A 17,626-nucleotide genomic window follows, 5' to 3' on the forward strand; every position below is an offset into this window, starting at 1 on the left:
ATACCATGCGCAAGGAGGTCGACAGGAGCCTGACCGGCAAGATCGGGCGGGTCACCGGCCGCATCGGCCCGGGCACCATCGGCGAAGTCATGCTGCCCTACCTTGGCGGCACCATGGCATTCCACGCCCATCCGTTCGACAAGACCAGTGACTTCCCGGTGGGCGCTGAAGTGCTGGTGATCTACTTCGACCCGCCGCAAACGGTATACGTGGAGGAGCTGCCGGACGTGCTCAAGCACACCCGGTAAGGGCTGGCCCCCGATTACCCGCCGGTGGGGCGCTACCGTCCGCCCTCCATTTTGCGGCTGCGCTGTTCCTGGGCCATGGGCCCGTAGGGATAGACCCCCACGTCGGGCTGGCTGGCCAGGGTGAGACGGGCGACCTCTTCGGCGCTGAGCTGCAGCTGGGCGGCCGCCAGGTTGTCGGCAAGCTGCTCCGTGGAGCGGGCACCCAGGATTACGGACGTCACAGCGGGCCGGTGTGCCAGCCAGGCCAGTGCCACCTGGGCCGGGCTCACATTGTGGTGGGCAGCGATATCTTCGACGGCGTCGATGACTGCCCACGTACGCGGGTTGTCATTGCGTGCCTTCCAGGCTTCCATGCCGCGTTCGGGGTTCTCCCCCAGGCGGGTTGCCCCGGAAGGCCGCTGGTCGCGGCGGTACTTGCCGGACAACCATCCTCCGCCCAGCGGCGACCACGGCAACAGGCCGATTCCTGCGTCAAGCGCGGCCGGTACGATCTCATGTTCGATGTCCCGGACCAGGAGGCTGTATTGGGGCTGCAGGCTGACGGGCGGGTTCCAGCCCTGGCTGCGTGCAACATGGACAGCCTTGGTGAGCTGCCAGCCCAGGAAATTCGAAAACCCGTAGTACGCGATTTTCCCGCGGCCTACGGCGTCGTCCAGGAACCGAACGGTCTCCTCCAGGGGGGTGATGGGGTCCCACGCGTGCATCTGGTAGAGGTCGATCTGTTCCACTCCCAGGCGGCGGAGGGAATCATCGAGTGCGCGGGTCAAGTGCCGGCGCGATGTTCCGACGTCGTTCGGTGCCGTTCCCATGGGGAAACGCCCTTTGGTGGCGATCACCGCCCGGTCCCTCAGGCCCGCCCGCCTGGCCAGCCAGCGCCCAATGATCTCTTCGGACACTCCCGAGCTGTAGACGTCGGCGGTATCAATGAAGTTGCCGCCCGCGTCGAAGTAGCTGTCCAGGATGTCGTGGGAGGTTTCTTCGGTCGCCTCCGCGCCGAACGTCATGGTGCCCAGCGCGAAGCTGGTGACGACGGCGCCGCTGTGGCCCAGGGTCCGGTGCTGCATGGTGAGTCCTCGCGTTCAGTGGTCGGTTGGTGGGAAAGTTGCGTGCGGCTGCGTCCCTCAGGCGAGGTGCACGGCATTCCATTCGAGCAGCTTGGGGTCTGCGAGCCCCTCGGTTACGAAGGGGTCTCCGGCGATGAACCGTTCAGCTTCACTGCGCGAAGTGAAGATGCCCATTGAGCTCAGGCCGGCTTCGGGAGACTGGAAAGGGCCCAGGGCAGTCAGCCCTCCGCCGTCGGCCCGGAAAGCTTCGTAGAAGGCCTTGTGCCGGGGATAGACGGACATGACCGTCGCCCTGTCCACACCCTCGCGCACGCTGTAGATCACTACGCATTCCATAGGGCCGAACTTACCCCATCCCCCGGCCATACGAGCGGGACGCGCACCTGGCGGCCCGCACCTGATGACGCCGGGGCCCGCCAGGGCTAGGATCAAAAACCTCCGGTCACACAAACAAGGGTCCGGCACTTTTGGTGCCCAGGAGGCGCCGGCTGGCAGAGAGGCCATCATGGATTCCACCCAGTCCGCCGAATATCCGCTTGATCCCTTTCCGCAGTACGAGCGCATGCGGGCAATGGCTCCGGTCTTCCAGGACAGCCAGTCGGGCAGCTGGCATGTTTTCCGGTACGAAGACGTCCAGCGGGTGTTGTCGGAACACGCAACGTTTTCATCGCGGATGGGCGGGGACAATCCGTCCGGTACCGGGCAACTATTCGCGGCGAGCCTGATCACCACCGATCCCCCGAGGCACCGACAGTTGCGTTCCCTGGTCACGCAGGCGTTCACGCCCAAGGCCGTGGACGCCCTGGCTCCCCGCATCGCCGGACTCACCAACGAGCTCCTCGACGGGATCGCTGCCGGCGGAAGCGCGGACCTGATCAGGGACCTGGCCTATCCGTTGCCGGTCATCGTGATTTCGGAGCTGTTGGGCATTCCCGCGGAGGACCGGGAGCGCTTCAAGCACTGGTCTGATGTCATCGTCAGCCAAACGCGGACCGCTCCCGCGGGCGAAACCCAGGACACCACCACGTCAGAAATGGTGGAATACTTCCTCGCCCTGATCGACCGGCGCCGGAGCAGGCCCGGCACGGACCTTATCAGCAGCCTGCTGTCCGCGGAGATCGGCGGGCAACGGCTGACGGTGCCGGAACTGCTCGGTTTCTGCAGCCTCCTGCTGGTTGCAGGCAATGAGACCACCACAAACCTGATTGGCAACGCCGTTTTGTGCCTGGCCGAGTCACCCGGCACGCTTGGCCGGCTCCTTGAGGAACCGGGCCTGCTCCCCCAGGCGCTCGAAGAAGTCCTCCGCTTTCGGTCACCGGTCCAGTCCATGTACCGGGTGGCGGTCGCGGAAACTGTCCTCAGCGGCCAGAGGGTTCCCGCCGGCGCTCCGATAGTGGCGTGGATCGGCTCGGCCAACCGCGACGGGCAGCAGTTCCCGGCGGCCGCTGAGTTCGACATCGACCGCAGCCCCAACCGGCACCTGGCCTTCGGCCATGGCATCCACTTTTGCCTGGGTGCCCCGCTGGCACGGCTTGAGGCCAGGATCGCCCTGGAGGCGCTGCTGACCCGCCTGCCGGGCCTGTCCCTGGCTCCCGGAGCGGAACTGGAACGCATGGAAAGCAGCATCGTTTACGGGTTGAAGGAGCTTCCGGTCACCTGGCAGCGCGCCTGACGGGCAGGACGCCGGGGCCCGCTGCTTCGCCTGCCCGTCATTGGACCGTGTCCGTTGCCGCTGCGTAGGCGGTGGCCTGGGAGCGCACCTGGCGGAGGTAGGCGTCGGACTGGTTGTAGGCGTGCACTGCATCCGCCCAGCCCCGGGCAGTGGTGAGGTCACCGCCGTGGCCGCACAGATATGTGGCCGCGCTTAAGGCTGCATCGTCAATGTTGAACGGGTCCGCTGCCCCATCCCCGTTCCCGTCCATCCCGGCGATCCGCCACGTGGAGGGGATGAACTGCATCGGGCCCACCGCGTGGTCCCATTGCGCGTCACCGTCCAAGGCTCCGCCGTCGGTGTCAGGAATGGCGGCGAACCCTGCACCGTTGAGGCTCGGGCCCACGATCGGGCCGCTGGCCTGGCCGGCGGAACTCAGGCTGCCGCCGCCGTAGGTTCCGTGGGCTGATTCGACGAAGCCGACGGCGGCCAAAGTGTTCCAGCCGATTCCACACGCGGGAGCAGCTTGGTTGGCGGTGACAACGGCACTGACGTAGGCGCGCAGCGCGCGCACGGGAATGCCGGTTGCTGCGGCGGCGTGGCCAAGCCACGTGGATTCGGGGACCGGTGTGACGTTGACGGCGGTGGCGATCCCGTCAGGCGCGGCCTGGAGCCTGGCCGCGGCGAGGGGCGGCGCCGGCGTGGCGGCGATGTCCCCGGCGCCTGCCTGGCCCATCACCCAGAAAGAGAACGCTGCACTGGCACAGAGCACGAAAAGGCTGAAGACCACAAAGCGTTTTACACGAAGCACCGACCAATCAAACCATCACACCCCTGCCGTTCGTCGGTACCATCAGGCATGGGCAGGAAGAATTACCTTGTCGAGGGCGGTTCCGGTACAGGTAAGACCGCTGTATGCCATGAACTGCGGCGGCGCGGCTACCAGGCCATCAACGGAGACCGTGACCTCGCCTACCAAGGTGATCCGGAAACCGGCGAACCGGTTGCGGGGATCACCGGAACCGCAGTGCACAGCCATCACCTCTGGCGGGTGGCCGACGTCCGGGAGCTGGCCGCAGACCAGCGGGAACCAGCGACATTCTTCTGCGGCGGGTCCAGGAACCTGGCCTCCTTCATCGACCTGTTCGATGCCGTCTTCGTCCTGGAGACGGATGTTGAAACGCTGCGTCGGCGCCTTGACCAGCGGCCGCCGGACGAATGGGGCGGCCAGGCGGCGGAACGGCAGCTGATCGAACACCTGCACGTAACCCGGGAAGAAATCCCGCCGGGCGGCATCCCAATCGACGCCTCCGCGCCGCTCGCGCGCGTAGTGGACGACATCCTGCGCCATCTCCGGGACGGCGGCCCCGGCTAACCGGGGCCGGCGGCTTTCCCGGCCGACGGCGGGTCAGCGCACTACGGTGCGGTGCCCGGCGTCGAGCCTCCTGGTCCAGCCGCGGGCATCGAGGTGTTCCAGCAGCGGCACGGCGATCCGGCGTGTCGTGCCGAGGGCCTGGCGCGCCTGGCTCGTGGTGAAGGGCTGCTCCAAACCGGCGAGGGTGCGCATGGCCAGAGCCGGTGCGGTGGGCAGCAGCACCACCCCGTCGCGCAGCCTCAGTATGCGTCCGGTGCGCTCGGCCGCGGCGAGCTCGCGGGCACCCAGGCCGAGTGCCGCCAGCTCATCGGCTTCGGGGGCGCGGAAGGCGTCCACGCCGAGCCTGCCCTCCAGCCTGGCGATGGCCGGCTCGATGTGTCCAAGGTTGCCCTGGCTCCCGGGAATCCGGACGTGGCCGCCGTCCTGTTCCAGGCCGGCCCCGAGGATGACGTGGGAAAGCAGCTTCTCGTCGGGCAACTTGAGAAGGTCCCGTGCGGCGCCCATGGAAAGGCCCGGTGCCAGGGCGTCCCGCTCCTGCAGCGCCTGGACCGCGGCGCGCAGCTGGTGCTGCCAGGACTGAAAGACGGGAGCGTGCACCCACCAGTCCTCGATGACCTGCACGCCGGCGGGTGCCTCGGCGTCATGCCCGGACAGCAGTCCGAGCCGGCGCAGGCGGTCTGGCTGCACGGCCCTGCGGGCCGCCACTTCCCCCAGCACATCACCTGAGGGATCCATCCCCGCAAGGCGCTGGGCCCAGTGGGCACCGTCACCGCGCCGCCGCAGGACCGGGGGGTCGGCATCGAGGATGCGTGCGCCGCCCAGCACGGTGCGGCTTCCGGGGTCGCGCAGCACCAGCCGGTCCCCCAGGACCAGGGGCAGGTGCCGGTCGAGGACCAGCCGGGCGTGGTCCGCCCCGAAGGGACGCAGCCGGGCCGGCACGGATGCGGTGCCGACATGGACCATGAGTTGTTCCGGTACGTCCGTGTATGCCGCCCCGGTGGTGCGGTGGATGCCCACCACGGCCGTGGTGGGCCAGGCGCCCGGGGAGACCAGGGCGTCTCCGCGCCGGACGTCCGTCGCTGCAACGTCGCGCAGGTTCAATGCCACTCGGCTTACCGGCTCCACGGAAGGGTAGGAGGTGTCACGGCTTTGCAGGCCCCGGACCACCACAGTCCGGGTACCGGTGTGCCCGAGCAGTTCCAGCCGGTCGCCCTGGGCCAGCGTTCCTGCCGCCAGGGTTCCGGTCACCACGGTTCCGGAACCGGTGATGGTAAACGAGCGGTCCACCCACAACCTGACCCGCCCGGTGGTGACCGGGGCAGGCACCCGGGCCAGGACGTCGTCGAGCGTTGCCCGTAACTCCGGAAGCCTGGTCCCGTCGATGGCGGACACCACCACCGCGGGAGCATCCCGCAGCCCTGTCCCGGCCAGCTCTGCGCGGGTCCGCGAGAGCACGTCTGCAACCTGCTGCCCCGTGGCCCGGTCTGCCCGGCTCAGCACCACGACGCCGTGGTCGATGCCCAACGCAGCAACGGCGTCCCGGTGGTCGCTGGACTGGGCCTGCCAGCCCTCGTCCGCGGCCACCACGAAGCAGACCACCGGCGCCGGCCCAATGCCGGCCAGCATGTTTCCGAGGAACCGTTCGTGGCCGGGTACGTCGACGAACGCAACATCCTGCCCGGAGGGCAACGTGGTCCAGGCGTAGCCAAGGTCGATGGTCAAGCCGCGGCGGCGTTCTTCCTCCCAGCGGTCCGGTTCCATGCCGGTGAGGGCACGGACCAGGGTGCTTTTACCGGAATCGACATGTCCGGCTGTGGCAACGACGTGCACCGCTCAGCCCGCCCTGCCGGCATCCGCGGCTTCGAGGCTTGCCAACGCCTCCCGTACGGCCGCGGCGATCCGGGCGTCGTCCCGTTCGGGGACGCACCGCAGGTCAACCAAACAGAAGCCGTCGTGGACGCGCGGCAGCACGGCCGGATCCCCGGTCCGCAGGAGCCGGGCGACGCCTTCCGGGAGCCGGAGTGCCCACCCGGCCAGGGGAACCCCCGGGGCACCTCCGCCGCCTACCCTGCCGTCATGCGGGACCACGGCTGCACCAAGTTCCCGGGCCAGCCGGTCAGTTCGGCGGCGCAGTTGCCCGGCGTCGGCGTGCAGCGCCTGGACGACCGGCGGCGGGCCGCCGGCAACGGTCGCCTCCAGGGCGGCAAGGGCAAGTTTATCGGCCCTGACCGCGCGGGCCAGCGGGTGGCGCGCCAGCCGTGCGATGACTTCCCTGCGGCCCAGCAGCAGGCCGGCCTGGGGGCCGCCCAGCAGTTTGTCGCCGCTGGCAATCACGACGTCGGCCCCACTCGCCAAAGCGGTGGCGGCATCCGGTTCATCCGGCAGGAACGGGTCCGGTGCCAGCAGTCCGCTGCCGAGGTCAGCCACGAGGGGTACCCCGTTGCCGGCAGCCAGCCGGCTCAGCTCAGCCATGGGAACAGCCGAGGTAAAGCCGTCAACACGGAAATTGCTGGGGTGGACCTTGAGGATGCACCCGGTATCCGGTCCGAGCGCCCCGGCGTAGTCATGGAGGTGGGTCCGGTTGGTGGTGCCTACTTCGCGAAGCCTTGCACCCGTGGATTCCATCAGGTCGGTGAGCCTGAACCCGGCACCGATTTCCACCAGTTCGCCCCGGCTCAGCACCACCTCGCGGCCGGCCGCCAGGGCCGTCGTGGCGAGCACCAGTGCTGCCGCTCCGTTGTTCACCACCAGCGCGTCCTCGGCCGCAGGACATGCAGCGAGGAGGGCGGCGCGGGCTCCGGCGCCGCGGCGTGAACGGCTGCCGTCCGACAGGTCGAGCTCCACGTCCACGTAGCCGCTGGCCGCGACGAGGGCGGCAACAGCGCCTTCGGAAAGCGGCGCACGCCCCAGGTTGGTGTGCACGATGACACCGGTGGCGTTCAAGACCGGGCGCAGGGTTGTTGCCGTCCGGGCAGCGACGGCAGCCAGCAGGACAGGTTCCACCTGGCCGGCCGGGAGCCCGCCGCTCCGGGCCTGCTCCTGGACATCCCGGACGAGTTCGCGGATGATGCGCCCGTTCAGCCGGGTGCGGGCCTCGCGGACCGCCGGCAGTGCCAGCAGGTCATTCGTGCGGGGAATCAGGCGCCGGGGATCGACCTGGTCCACAGCCCTCCTCGTATCGCGGCATTCGTTGCCGAAAGTTGGCGGTGGCGGACGGGAATCGAACCCGCCAGGCCGAGATGCTCAGCCGCACCGGTTTTGAAGACCGGGGGGCCCACCAGGACCCGGACGCCACCGCGCCTCAATATAGCAGGGTTGCCTTGAAGGTACGCTGGGCAGGTGAATGAGGCCCAGACGTCAATCCAGCAACTCGATGCAGGTGCCGCCGGCGCAGTCCGGCTCACCGACTATGCCCACGGGGGTGGCTGCGCCTGCAAAATTCCTCCGGGCGAGCTCGAAGACGCGGTCCGTGGCCTGATCGGCCAGCCCGGAGCCGAGGTACTGGTGGGCCTCGACACTGGCGACGACGCGGCGGTGGTCCTGGTGCGTGAGGACCTTGCCGTCCTGACCACGGCGGACTTTTTCACTCCCGTGGTCAACGACGCCTTCGACTGGGGCCGGATCGCCGCAGCCAATGCGCTCTCGGACATTTACGCCATGGGCGGCCGGCCAATCACGGCGATCAACCTCATCGGCTGGCCCCGGGGCGTCCTCCCCATGGAGCTGATGACCGAAGTCCTGCGCGGCGGGCTGAGCGTAGCCTCGCAGGCGGGTTGTCCGGTTCTTGGGGGCCACTCAATTGATGACCCTGAGCCAAAGTACGGCATGGCAGTGACGGGCGTGGCGCATCCGGACCGTTTGCTGCGCAACGATGCCGCCCGGCCCGGACTGCCCATTACGCTCACCAAGCCAATCGGCGTCGGACTTCTCAACAACCGGCACAAGCAGACCGGCGAGGTGTTCCCTGAAGCCGTGGAAACCATGGCTGCCCTGAACCGCGACGCGGCCGACGCCGCGGTGGCTGCCGGTGTCAGGGCGGCAACCGACGTGACCGGATTCGGGCTTCTTGGACACCTTTACAAGATGGTCCGGGCCTCGGACGTCGGGGCGGTGGTTGACCTGGCCTCGGTACCGGTGATCCAGGGAGCCCGCGAGGCGCTCCGGGACGGTTTCGTGTCCGGGGGTACCCGGCGCAACCTGGACTGGGTCCGGCCGCATCTCAGCGCCGCCGCCGGCGTCAGTGACGACGACCTGCTGCTCCTGGCTGATGCCCAAACCTCAGGCGGCCTGCTCGTTGTAGGCGAGCTGCCGGGGCACCCCGTCATTGGCCACACCACCGCCGGGCAGGGCATCGAAGTCCGTTGAGGCCCTCTTAGGGGCAGCCGGTCAGCTGCCGGTGGTAATTGAATCGCCGGTGACCCCGGCCGCGCGGCGGGCCGCCAGCCGGTTCTTTTGCGGTTCAATGGTGTACCTTGGATCCCTGGCCGAGGCGAGGCCCGCCTCGAACACACCGAACCGGGTCAGTGCCGAAGCGGTAAGCAGCGCCAGTCCCGAGGCCGCGGCCACCATACGGTTCCGTCCGCCGAGCAGCGCGCCAAGGCCGCCGGCGACGGCCAGCCGCTCACTCCATTTGAGCATTGTCCCGGCCTTGCCCTGGTGCAGCGGCTCGGCGGCAACCGGGTCCATCCGGTGCTCCATCACCTTCATGGCCGCAACGTCGCCCAACACGCCCAGCACGGCGAGATTCCGCGCCGGACCTGTTTCGCTTACCGGCGTCGTGACCATAGCCAGGCCGGCAGAGGCCAGGCAGGCGGAACTCACGAAAACGAACGGCAGTTCCTCATGGGCGGCGTTCCACGTCGGTGTGGCAGTATCGCCCAGGAGGACGGCTGTGTAGGCAGCCAGGGGTCCGGCGAAAACTGCGGCTTCGATGCCGGCTGGTCCTTCGACCGCCTTCAGCACTTTGCGCAAGGGACCCAAGGGCAGCCGGTTTCCGCTCATCCGGTCGATTTCCGCCACAGCTGATACTCCCGCGCCGGCGCTGAAGGCGCTGAGGATCCACGAGCCGACGCTCATCGGCGAGGTGACCTTGAAAGTCCGCAGCATGTGCAGGAACCGCTCCGGCCGGCCCAGGTCCTTCACCAGGAAAACTGCGCCGGCGCCCACTGCAGCCAGGGCGCCCAGCCGCGCATTTCTGCGCAGCACCGGGCGTCCGGTCAGTTGCCCGCCGAGGCCAAGGAAAGCCGATCCGGCGGCCACGCCACCCAGGAAAAGGTAGATCGCGACGTCATCGCCCCAGGGGGCAGGCTTAACCACCGGACGGCCGTAGTAGGAAGTGAATTCCGGCTCCGGAACCATCGGCATTTCCCGGGAACCGTCACCGCTGTCCCGACGGCGGCCGGAGCCACGTTTGCCACCCTCACGGCGACGGCGGGCAGGTTCGGATGGCCGGAAACTGTCGAACTCGGAAAGTGTCACGCGCGTCCTCCCAGGAAAGCCAGCGCAGCCGCCGCGGCCATTCCCGCCACTGCCAGGCCAGCCCGCCGGTACATCGTCGGCAGGTCAGCGGTGGGTACCCGTGGGTCCGGTGGAAGTCCGTAGACCTCCGGTTCGTCCAGGAGGAGGAACACCGATCCGGTGCCGCCGACGCCGTCGTTTTCATTCGCGCCGTACAGCCTGGCCTCGGTCATTCCCTGTGCGTGCAGGGCGTCAACGCGTTCCCGGGCCGTCTCCACCATGGCATCGTGGTCGCCAAACTTGATGGACGTCGTCGGGCACGCCTTTGCACACGCCGGTGTCTCGTCGGCCACCAGGCGGTCGTAACACAGCGTGCACTTTTGGGCGATGCCCTCGTTGGGGACGGCGGGATGCTTGGCGTGCTGGTCCTCCCTGCTGGTGGCGACCTTGACGGTGCCGTTGCTGCGGCGTTCAATGACGCCGAACGGGCACCCGGCCACGCAGGTTCCGCAGCCGTTGCAGACGTCGTCCTGCACCACCACGGTGCCGAACTCGGTGCGGAACAGCGCGCCGGTGGGGCAGACGTCCAGGCACCCGGCATGGGTGCAGTGCTTGCACACGTCGGAGGACATCAGCCAGCGGAAATCGGCGGTGTCCGGCGGGGTGGTATCAGCCTGGTCTATCGCAGCCGGGGTGGGAGGCCCGATCCGGGGCATGCCCAGGCTGACCAGGGCCCGTCCCGATTCGCGGGCTTCGACAATGCGTTCCTGGCCCTGTTCGATGAAGGCGACATGCCGCCACGTGCTGGCGCCCAGCGAACCGGTGTTGTCGTAGGAGGACCCCAGAAGTTCGAGGTTGCCGTCCTGCGGGTTGTGGTTCCACTCCTTGCAGGCCACTTCGCAGGCCTTGCAGCCAATGCAGATCGAGGTGTCGGTGAAGAATCCCTTCCGCGGATGGTTGTGCTCCCAATGGGCATCGGCGGTGGGGTCGGTCGGTCCGGACAGCTGGCCCATCTAGTTCTCCAACGTCGGGTCGATGCCCGGAACGCTGCACTGGGGCTGGGTTCCGGGCCGGGCAAGGTTTGTGTCGGCGGGGCCAACGATGACTCCCATCATCGCGGCCCACCATCGGCGTGGCCATTGCCGCCAGCGGGTTCGATGCCCTCCGCAGCAGGGTCAGTGACCGCCTGGTTGCTGGTCGCGGTGGTTACCCCGGCCCTCGCCTGGTACTCGGCCACCAAGGCCAGCAAATCCTTGCCCCGCGGCCGGCGCCCCGGACGGATGTCGCAGGAGGCCACCTTGGATTCCTGGATTTGTACGTTGGGATCCAGCGTCACACCCAGCAGGTCGTTGGCGGCGTCCCCGCTGACGACTGCGTTGCTGCCGACGCCCCAGTGGTAGGGCAGCCCGATCTGGTGCACGGTGTGGCCGCCGACCTTGAGGGGCGCCATCCGGTCAGTGACAAGCACCTTCGCCTCGATGGCGGAGCGGGGCGAAATGATGGTGGCCCACCCGTACGGCTCCAGGTCACGTTCGGCGGCCAGTTCGGGCGAGACCTCGCAGAACATCTCCGGCTGCAGCTCCGACAGGTACGGGAGCCAGCGGCTCATTCCACCCGCCGTATGGTGCTCGGTGAGCCGGTATGTGGTGAAGACGAACGGGTAGACGTCTGCCCCGCTGGTACCGGCGCTCGGCGCGCTGAGGTTGTCCGCGCGGGGGAACACCAGCCTTGCCGGGTTTTGCTGCTGCGGGTACAGCGCGTTGGCAACCGGCGATTCCTGCGCCTCGTAGTGCGTGGGAAGGGGCCCGTCCATCAGGCCCTTCGGCGCAAACAACCAGCCCTTGCCGTCGGCCTGCATGATGAAGGGGTCGTCACCGCTGAGTGCGGCCGGACCGCCGACGGACGGATCGGGTTTGCTGTCCGGCGCCAGGTCGACCGGGAAGTCGGGCACGTCGTCGCCCACCCATTTACCCTGCTCCTGGTCCCACCAGATGTACTTCTTCCGCTCGCTCCAGGGTTTACCTGCAGGGTCGGCCGAGGCCCGGTTGTACAGGATGCGCCGGTTCGCGGGCCACGCCCAACCCCATTCGGAAGCCGCGGGCCCCTGCTCCCGGCCGGGCTTGCGGTTGGCAGCGTGGTTGAAACCGTCGGCATAGACGCCCGTGTAGATCCAGCAGCCGGCAGCCGTGGAACCGTCGGCGCGCAGTTCGGTGTAGGCGGAAAGGGGCTTGCCGGCGTCGGCACCGGCCATGTGGCGGCCGTTGATTTCGGCCAGCACTGCCTCGGCGTCGGGGTCGCCGTGTTCGTCCGTGGGGTAGTCCCACGTCAGGTCCAGCAGCGGACGGTCACGCTCGTCCTGCGAGCCGGCCAGCTTCTCCCGGATCCGGTTGCCCAGTTCGAAGAAGAACTGCAGTTCGCTCTGGCACTCCCCCGGCGGGGCCACCGCCTGGTGCCGCCACTGAAGCAGCCGCTGGGTCTGGGTGAAGGACCCGGCCTTCTCCACGTGCGTTGCTGCCGGCAGGAAGAAGACCTCGGTCTCGATGTCCTCGGTGCGGAGTTCCCCTGATTCGATTTCCGGGCCGTCCTTCCACCAGGTCGCCGACTCGATCATGTTCAGGTCCCGGACCACCAGCCACTTGAGGTGCGACATTCCCATGCGCTGCATCCGGCCGTGCGCCGAGCCGACCGCCGGGTTCTGGCCGAGCAGGAAGTAACCCTCCACCTGGTCCTCGAGCATGCCCATCACAGTCTCATACGTCCCGTGGGCGCCGGTGAGCCTCGGAAGGTAGTCGTAAGCCCAGTCGTTCTCTGCCGTTGCTGCCTCCCCCCACCAGGCCTTGAGCAGGCTGATGGTGTAGGCGTCCGCGTCGGCCCAGAAGCCTTTTTGTTGCTTGGATCCCACAACCGCCAGATACTCTTCGAGGGTGTCGTGGCGGCCCGCGCTCGGCATCGGCAGGTATCCGGGCAGCAGGTTGAACAGGGTTGGGATGTCGGTGGAGCCCTGGATGCTGGCGTGGCCGCGCAGGGCCATGATTCCACTGCCCGGCCTTCCCACGTTTCCGAGCAGGAGCTGCAGGATCGCTGCGGCGCGAATGAACTGTGTGCCCAGGGAATGCTGGGTCCATCCCACGGCGTATGCGAAGCAGGTGGTCCGGTCGCGTCCCGAGTTCTCAGTGATGGTGCGCGCCAGGTATTCGAAGTCCGCGACACTGATGCCGCACATGTCCTGGACCATCTCAGGCGTGTAGCGGGCGTAGTGCCGCTTCACGATCTGGAAGACCGTCCGGGGGTTCTGCAGGGTGTCGTCACGCAGTACTTCGGCATGTTCCATGGGCGGACCACCGCTGCCGAACGTGTCGCCGTGGGCACGCGCCCCGGCATCGGCGCCATGTTCAGATCCGGAACCAGGGTCGTCGATTACACCGTCGTCTTTTTCGGCGTAACCCCAGGAGGATGTGTCGTAGGCGCGCCGCTCCGGGTCGAATCCGGAGAACAGGCCGCCCAGGTCCTCGGCGTCCCGGTAATCGTCGTGGACCAAGGTGGCAGCGTTGGTGTATGCGCTGACGTACTCCTTGAACCAGAGGTCGTTGGCGATCACGTAGTTGATGAGCGCGCCAAGCAGCACAACGTCAGATCCAGCCCGAATGGGGATGTGCTTGTCCGAAACCGCGGACGTCCGCGTGAACCGGGGGTCGATGTGGATGACCTTGGCTCCGCGGGCCTTGGCCTCGGCAACCCACTGGAATCCCACGGGATGGCACTCGGCCATGTTGGAACCCTGGATGATGATGCAGTCGGCGTTGGCCATGTCCTGCAGTGACTGCGTAGCGCCACCGCGTCCAAACGAGGCTCCCAAACTGGGAACCGTTGCGGAGTGTCAAATACGCGCCTGGTTCTCGGTCTGCACCGCCCCGGCAGCCGTAAAGAGCTTCTTGATTAAGTAGTTCTCTTCGTTGTCCAAGGTTGCGCCGCCCAGTGAGGCGATGCCCATGGTCCTGCGCAGCAGCCGGCCGTGTTCATCTTCCTGCTGCCACGTCCGGCGGCGGGTTTCGATGAACCTCTCCGCGATCATCTCGACGGCGGTGGCCAGGTCCAGGCGCTGCCATTCGGTAGATCGCGGCGCACGGTAAAGGACCTTGGTCTGCCTGCCCGGCGAATTTACCAGTTGCTCGCTGGCGGAACCCTTGGGGCAGAGCCGGCCGCGGGAAATCGGTGAATCCGGATCGCCTTCGATCTGGATGACTTTCTCGTCCTTGACGTAGACGCGCTGCCCGCATCCCACTGCGCAGTAGGGGCACACACTTTGCACGACGCGGTCGGCAGTTGCGGTCCGGGGGGCAATGGCCTTCGTCCTGGCCGAGGTTACCGACGGTCCACGGCCCAAGAGGTCGCCCGTGGTCAGTTGACGGACGACCGGCCATTGAAGAAAACTTCGCGGTGCCATTTCTGGAGCATATCCCAGAGAGCGGCCAGAGCAACAGGACGGGGCCAGGCGTGTCCTGTTGTCATGCAAGCGTTCGGCTTAAAACCAAAAAAGCCGTTGCCGGCCCGGATATCCCGGGGCTGCAGCGGCCAGTGTGACAGCCCGGTGGCCCGCGCTGCACGTTTGGTTTACCGTTCGATACTGACGCTGAGGTCGAGGTGGATGTTCTCGCTTGCGAGCCGGTCCTGGAGGTACCGGGCCAGGCTGGCATCCGTGGCTGTATGCGCGCCTTTCGGCACTGCGCCGCGGAACACAGCCTGGGTGTTTGTTGACCTGATAACGTCCAGGGGCGTCGACCGGAGGTGTCCGTCGGTCAGGCGTTCGATGTCGGTGCGGAAGGTGCGTCGGTGGTCATGCCGCGCGGACGCGTGCATGGTGAATGGAATGAAAGCTACGGGCAAGGGAGTCCTTTCGGGTGAGGCAGCCACCGGTCGGCGCCTCACCATTGACAAGGCGGAAGCGGGCCGCAATATTCCCTTCCGGGACGACTGGAGGTGAAAATCACGTGCACGGCTGCGCACTGGACCGCCGAGCAGCAGCAAATATTCGCAGCCCACTGATCATTGCGTAACCGCAAATAACGAACGAGACTGGCTGTACGGACTGTCCACTTGAGGAGAGACGATGCGTGCACTGACAGTGACACCGGGGTCAACAGACTCTTTACGCCTTCGCGACCTCCCGGAGCCGCCCGAAAACGAGGGCCAGGTGCTGGTGGAGGCACTGGCGGTAGGGCTCTGCGGGACCGACATCGAGATCATCAAGGCTGAATACGGGGAAGCGCCGCCGGGCCAGGACTTCCTGGTGCTTGGGCACGAAAATCTTGGCCGGGTGGTGGCCGCTCCCCCGGCGTCCGGCTTGGAAAAGGGTGACTTGGTGGTGGGAATTGTCCGCCGCCCTGACCCGGAACCCTGCAAGGCCTGCGCCGCGGGTGAATGGGACATGTGCCTGAACGGCAACTACACCGAGCATGGCATCAAGGGCCTGGACGGTTTCGCGCGGCAGCACTGGCGGGCGGACGCCGATGCCATGGTCAAGCTCGGCTCCGGCCTGGAGGACGTGGGGGTCCTGCTCGAACCCACCACGATTGTTGCCAAGGCCTGGGAACAGATCAACAGAATCGGGCAGCGCGCCTTTTTCGACCCCCACACGGCGGTGGTTACCGGCGCGGGACCCGTTGGACTGCTCGCGGCACTCTTAGGAGTCCAACAGGGCCTTGAGGTCCATGTCTTCGACGTCGTCACGGACGGACTGAAACCCCAGCTTGTCCGCGACCTGGGGGCGTCCTACCACAGCGAACCCCTCCCGGAATCAGGCCTGAAGCCCGACGTCCTGGTCGAATGCACCGGAGTCACCCAGGTGGTCCTTGATGCCCTTAAGTGCCGGGACCAGGACGCCATCACCTGCCTCACCGGCGTCTCGGGGACCGGAAAACAGACAAAGGTGGATGTCGGCGCCCTCAACCGGGAGGAGGTGCTCATGAACGGAGTGGTTTTTGGGAGCGTCAACGCCAATCGGCGCCACTATGACGCTGCCGCCCAGGCACTTGCCAAGGCAGATCACGACTGGCTGCGACGCCTCATCACCCGGCGGATTCCTTTGGCGGACTTCGCTGATGCTGTCCAGCACCGGTCCGACGACGTCAAGGTCGTCCTGGACCTGACCCACTAAAGGAGGCCGCCGCCATGACCAAGGAACCATCCTATAGGGACCCCGGAACCGACCGCCGACTCCCTTCGGGGCGGCAATATGCAATAGCCTCCGGCGGGCACGAGGTCATTTTGACCGAGGTTGGAGGCGCCCTGCGGACATACCAACACGACGGCCGGAGCCTGCTGGATGGGTACGGTCCGGAGGCCATGTGCACGGGCGCGCGCGGGCAGTCCCTCATTCCGTGGCCCAACCGAATCGGCAGCGGCAGTTACACCTGGGAAGGCAGGCGCCTCCAGCTTGACCTGAGCGAGCCGGACAAGGGCGGAGCGATCCATGGGCTGACACGTTGGCGGAACTGGGCCGTGCTGCACCATACGGAGGATGCAATCTCGTTCGCATACACCCTGCACGCCTGCCAGGGATGGCCCTGGGTGCTCGACTGCCGCCTGGACTACCGGATTGGCGAGGGCGGGTTGAGAGTTCGCACTACGTCAGTGAACCGCAGCCTGGAACCGTGCCCCTACGGCACCGGGGCGCATCCCTATCTCAGTACGGGCGTGGGGCGCCGGGGTTCCATCGACTCCGCATTGGTCCAGGTGCCCGGCCACACCTTCCTCCCGGTGGATGAGCGGGGCATCCCCACCGGGCATGAACAAGTGGACGGCACTGCCTATGATCTTCGGGAACTCCAACAGCTCGGCGGACGGCACGTCGATGTCGCCTACACCGGCCTGGTGCGGGACGGTGACGGTCGCGCCCGGGTAAAGCTCCTGCGTCCGGACCACTCCGGAGGAGTCGAACTATGGGTGGACGAGGCTTACCCGTACCTGGAGATTTTCACCGGGGACACTCTTCCCGAGCAGGAGCGGCACCGCAGCGGGCTGGGAGTGGAACCCATGACATGCGCCCCTGACGCCTTCAATTCCGGCGAAGGCCTGACCACACTCGAACCCGGGCAATCCCACTCTGCCGAATGGGGCATACGGCCGCTCTAGGTGCTTCGCGGCCAGGAGCCGCCGCGCCTTTTCCAATCGAAGGCAAAACACTAACTATTGCGTATACGCAACTATGGGAGTTGAATGAAGTATGTCTTGCCGCAGCAGAAACCGGCGACTTCAAGTGCCGGCTCCCAAGGTAAAGCGGCCGTCCGAAGTGCCTTGGCCACCGGCGGCGGCCGCGAAGGCTTCCAAGGCCGCAGCCAGTGCTGGGCGGCGGCCCGACGGCATACGCGAAATGACCTCCGCAATCGCCTGCCGCCGGTGGTCCAGCACCGAGTCCACCAAGGACTTTCCCTTCACGCTGAGTTCCAGGCGAACGTATCGCCGGTCCGCAGGATCCTCCCTCCGCTCCAGCAGGCCGGCAGCGACCAGGCGGTCGCAGATGCGGGTGGCATTGGAGGCGTGCACGCCCAGTTCGGCTGCCACCCCGCCAAGGTTCTGCGGTCCACGGGTGTGGATGAGGACCAGGACGCGCAGCTGCGGAGTGTTCACCACATCCTCGACCTCGGCCACTGAGCGGGCCACGACCCGCAAAAGGGTGTCGGCGGCCAGCATCACCGCCTCAACTTCCCGGCTCGAAGGTTCCGGCGTGGGCTCAGGTCCACCAGCAGCATCCATGGGGACCAGTTTCCTCCGCTGGTTGCTCTCCCGCAAAGTTTGAAGGTTCCAAGTCACCCAGTACGGGACCTTCCGCAGG

At 67.1% G+C, this 17,626-nt stretch carries 16 protein-coding genes and 1 tRNA gene; 6 read left to right on the forward strand and 11 right to left on the reverse strand.

Translation table 11 applies throughout. The annotated features are described in order from the left end of the window. The first annotated feature begins 5 nt into the window (after window positions 1-5). Complete coding sequence (locus J2T23_RS02180; protein ID WP_141160562.1) at window positions 6-248, forward strand: NfeD C-terminal domain-containing protein; 243 nt, start codon at window positions 6-8, stop codon at window positions 246-248. Between the two features lie 32 nt (window positions 249-280). On the opposite strand, the gene J2T23_RS02185 is transcribed toward J2T23_RS02180, so the two are convergent. Then, window positions 281-1,312 (reverse strand): aldo/keto reductase, encoded by a 1,032-nt coding sequence (locus tag J2T23_RS02185; RefSeq protein WP_307356719.1) that lies wholly within the window; start codon window positions 1,310-1,312, stop codon window positions 281-283. A gap of 57 nt (window positions 1,313-1,369) precedes the next feature. Beyond that, a complete protein-coding gene (locus J2T23_RS02190) occupies window positions 1,370-1,636 on the reverse strand; it encodes a YciI family protein (RefSeq protein ID WP_246839689.1) in 267 nt (88 codons plus the stop codon). A gap of 181 nt (window positions 1,637-1,817) precedes the next feature. Between J2T23_RS02190 and J2T23_RS02195 the strand changes: the two genes are divergently transcribed. Beyond that, window positions 1,818-2,984, forward strand: coding sequence for a cytochrome P450 (locus tag J2T23_RS02195; RefSeq protein ID WP_307356723.1), 1,167 nt, complete (start codon window positions 1,818-1,820; stop codon window positions 2,982-2,984). Between the two features lie 37 nt (window positions 2,985-3,021). On the opposite strand, the gene J2T23_RS02200 is transcribed toward J2T23_RS02195, so the two are convergent. Then, window positions 3,022-3,753: a lytic transglycosylase domain-containing protein gene (locus J2T23_RS02200; protein ID WP_370871409.1), complete on the reverse strand. Its 732-nt coding sequence runs from the start codon at window positions 3,751-3,753 to the stop codon at window positions 3,022-3,024. Between the two features lie 69 nt (window positions 3,754-3,822). Here J2T23_RS02200 and J2T23_RS02205 point away from each other — a divergent pair, with 69 nt between their 5' ends. Beyond that, the gene (locus tag J2T23_RS02205; RefSeq protein WP_141181500.1) at window positions 3,823-4,338 is read left to right on the forward strand and encodes a nucleoside kinase; all 516 of its coding nucleotides are present in this window, start codon (window positions 3,823-3,825) and stop codon (window positions 4,336-4,338) included. Between the two features lie 33 nt (window positions 4,339-4,371). On the opposite strand, the gene selB is transcribed toward J2T23_RS02205, so the two are convergent. The 3 genes from selB to J2T23_RS02220 all read right to left on the reverse strand — a co-directional run bounded on the left by selB (window position 4,372) and on the right by J2T23_RS02220 (window position 7,634). After that, window positions 4,372-6,168, reverse strand: a complete 1,797-nt coding sequence (gene selB / locus J2T23_RS02210; protein WP_307356726.1) for a selenocysteine-specific translation elongation factor — start codon at window positions 6,166-6,168, stop codon at window positions 4,372-4,374. Window positions 6,169-6,171: 3 nt separating this feature from the next. Further along, complete coding sequence (selA, locus tag J2T23_RS02215; protein ID WP_141160568.1) at window positions 6,172-7,503, reverse strand: L-seryl-tRNA(Sec) selenium transferase; 1,332 nt, start codon at window positions 7,501-7,503, stop codon at window positions 6,172-6,174. A gap of 36 nt (window positions 7,504-7,539) precedes the next feature. Continuing rightward, window positions 7,540-7,634, reverse strand: a tRNA-Sec gene (locus J2T23_RS02220). Window positions 7,635-7,698: 64 nt separating this feature from the next. On the opposite strand from J2T23_RS02220, the gene selD reads away from it, so the two are divergent. Then, window positions 7,699-8,703: a selenide, water dikinase SelD gene (gene selD / locus J2T23_RS02225; protein WP_370871415.1), complete on the forward strand. Its 1,005-nt coding sequence runs from the start codon at window positions 7,699-7,701 to the stop codon at window positions 8,701-8,703. A 21-nt stretch (window positions 8,704-8,724) separates the two neighbouring features. On the opposite strand, the gene nrfD is transcribed toward selD, so the two are convergent. The 4 genes from nrfD to J2T23_RS02245 all read right to left on the reverse strand — a co-directional run bounded on the left by nrfD (window position 8,725) and on the right by J2T23_RS02245 (window position 14,679). Continuing rightward, a complete protein-coding gene (gene nrfD, locus J2T23_RS02230; protein WP_141160570.1) occupies window positions 8,725-9,816 on the reverse strand; it encodes an NrfD/PsrC family molybdoenzyme membrane anchor subunit in 1,092 nt (363 codons plus the stop codon). Then, a complete protein-coding gene (locus J2T23_RS02235) occupies window positions 9,813-10,808 on the reverse strand; it encodes a 4Fe-4S dicluster domain-containing protein (protein ID WP_141181495.1) in 996 nt (331 codons plus the stop codon). The genes nrfD and J2T23_RS02235 overlap by 4 nt, the downstream gene beginning before the upstream one ends. A gap of 98 nt (window positions 10,809-10,906) precedes the next feature. After that, window positions 10,907-14,239 carry a formate dehydrogenase gene (fdh, locus tag J2T23_RS02240; protein WP_307356730.1) on the reverse strand — a complete coding sequence of 1,111 codons (3,333 nt, stop codon included), beginning with the start codon at window positions 14,237-14,239 and terminating at the stop codon, window positions 10,907-10,909. A gap of 167 nt (window positions 14,240-14,406) precedes the next feature. Beyond that, window positions 14,407-14,679: a hypothetical protein gene (locus tag J2T23_RS02245; RefSeq protein WP_246839691.1), complete on the reverse strand. Its 273-nt coding sequence runs from the start codon at window positions 14,677-14,679 to the stop codon at window positions 14,407-14,409. A gap of 223 nt (window positions 14,680-14,902) precedes the next feature. Between J2T23_RS02245 and J2T23_RS02250 the strand changes: the two genes are divergently transcribed. Together J2T23_RS02250 and J2T23_RS02255 are read left to right on the forward strand one after the other, a co-directional pair. Continuing rightward, on the forward strand, window positions 14,903-15,949 hold the full coding sequence (locus J2T23_RS02250) for a glucose 1-dehydrogenase (RefSeq protein WP_141181492.1): 1,047 nt from the start codon (window positions 14,903-14,905) through the stop codon (window positions 15,947-15,949). 14 nt (window positions 15,950-15,963) lie between these two features. After that, complete coding sequence (locus tag J2T23_RS02255; protein ID WP_307356732.1) at window positions 15,964-16,926, forward strand: aldose 1-epimerase family protein; 963 nt, start codon at window positions 15,964-15,966, stop codon at window positions 16,924-16,926. Between the two features lie 120 nt (window positions 16,927-17,046). On the opposite strand, the gene J2T23_RS02260 is transcribed toward J2T23_RS02255, so the two are convergent. Next, entirely contained in the window at window positions 17,047-17,547 is a 501-nt protein-coding gene (locus J2T23_RS02260) for a MarR family winged helix-turn-helix transcriptional regulator (protein WP_141160575.1), read from the reverse strand. Window positions 17,548-17,626: the final 79 nt, after the last annotated feature.

The organism is Pseudarthrobacter niigatensis, from assembly GCF_030812615.1.
In the GTDB taxonomy this organism is placed as follows: Bacteria; Actinomycetota; Actinomycetes; order Actinomycetales; family Micrococcaceae; genus Arthrobacter; species Arthrobacter niigatensis.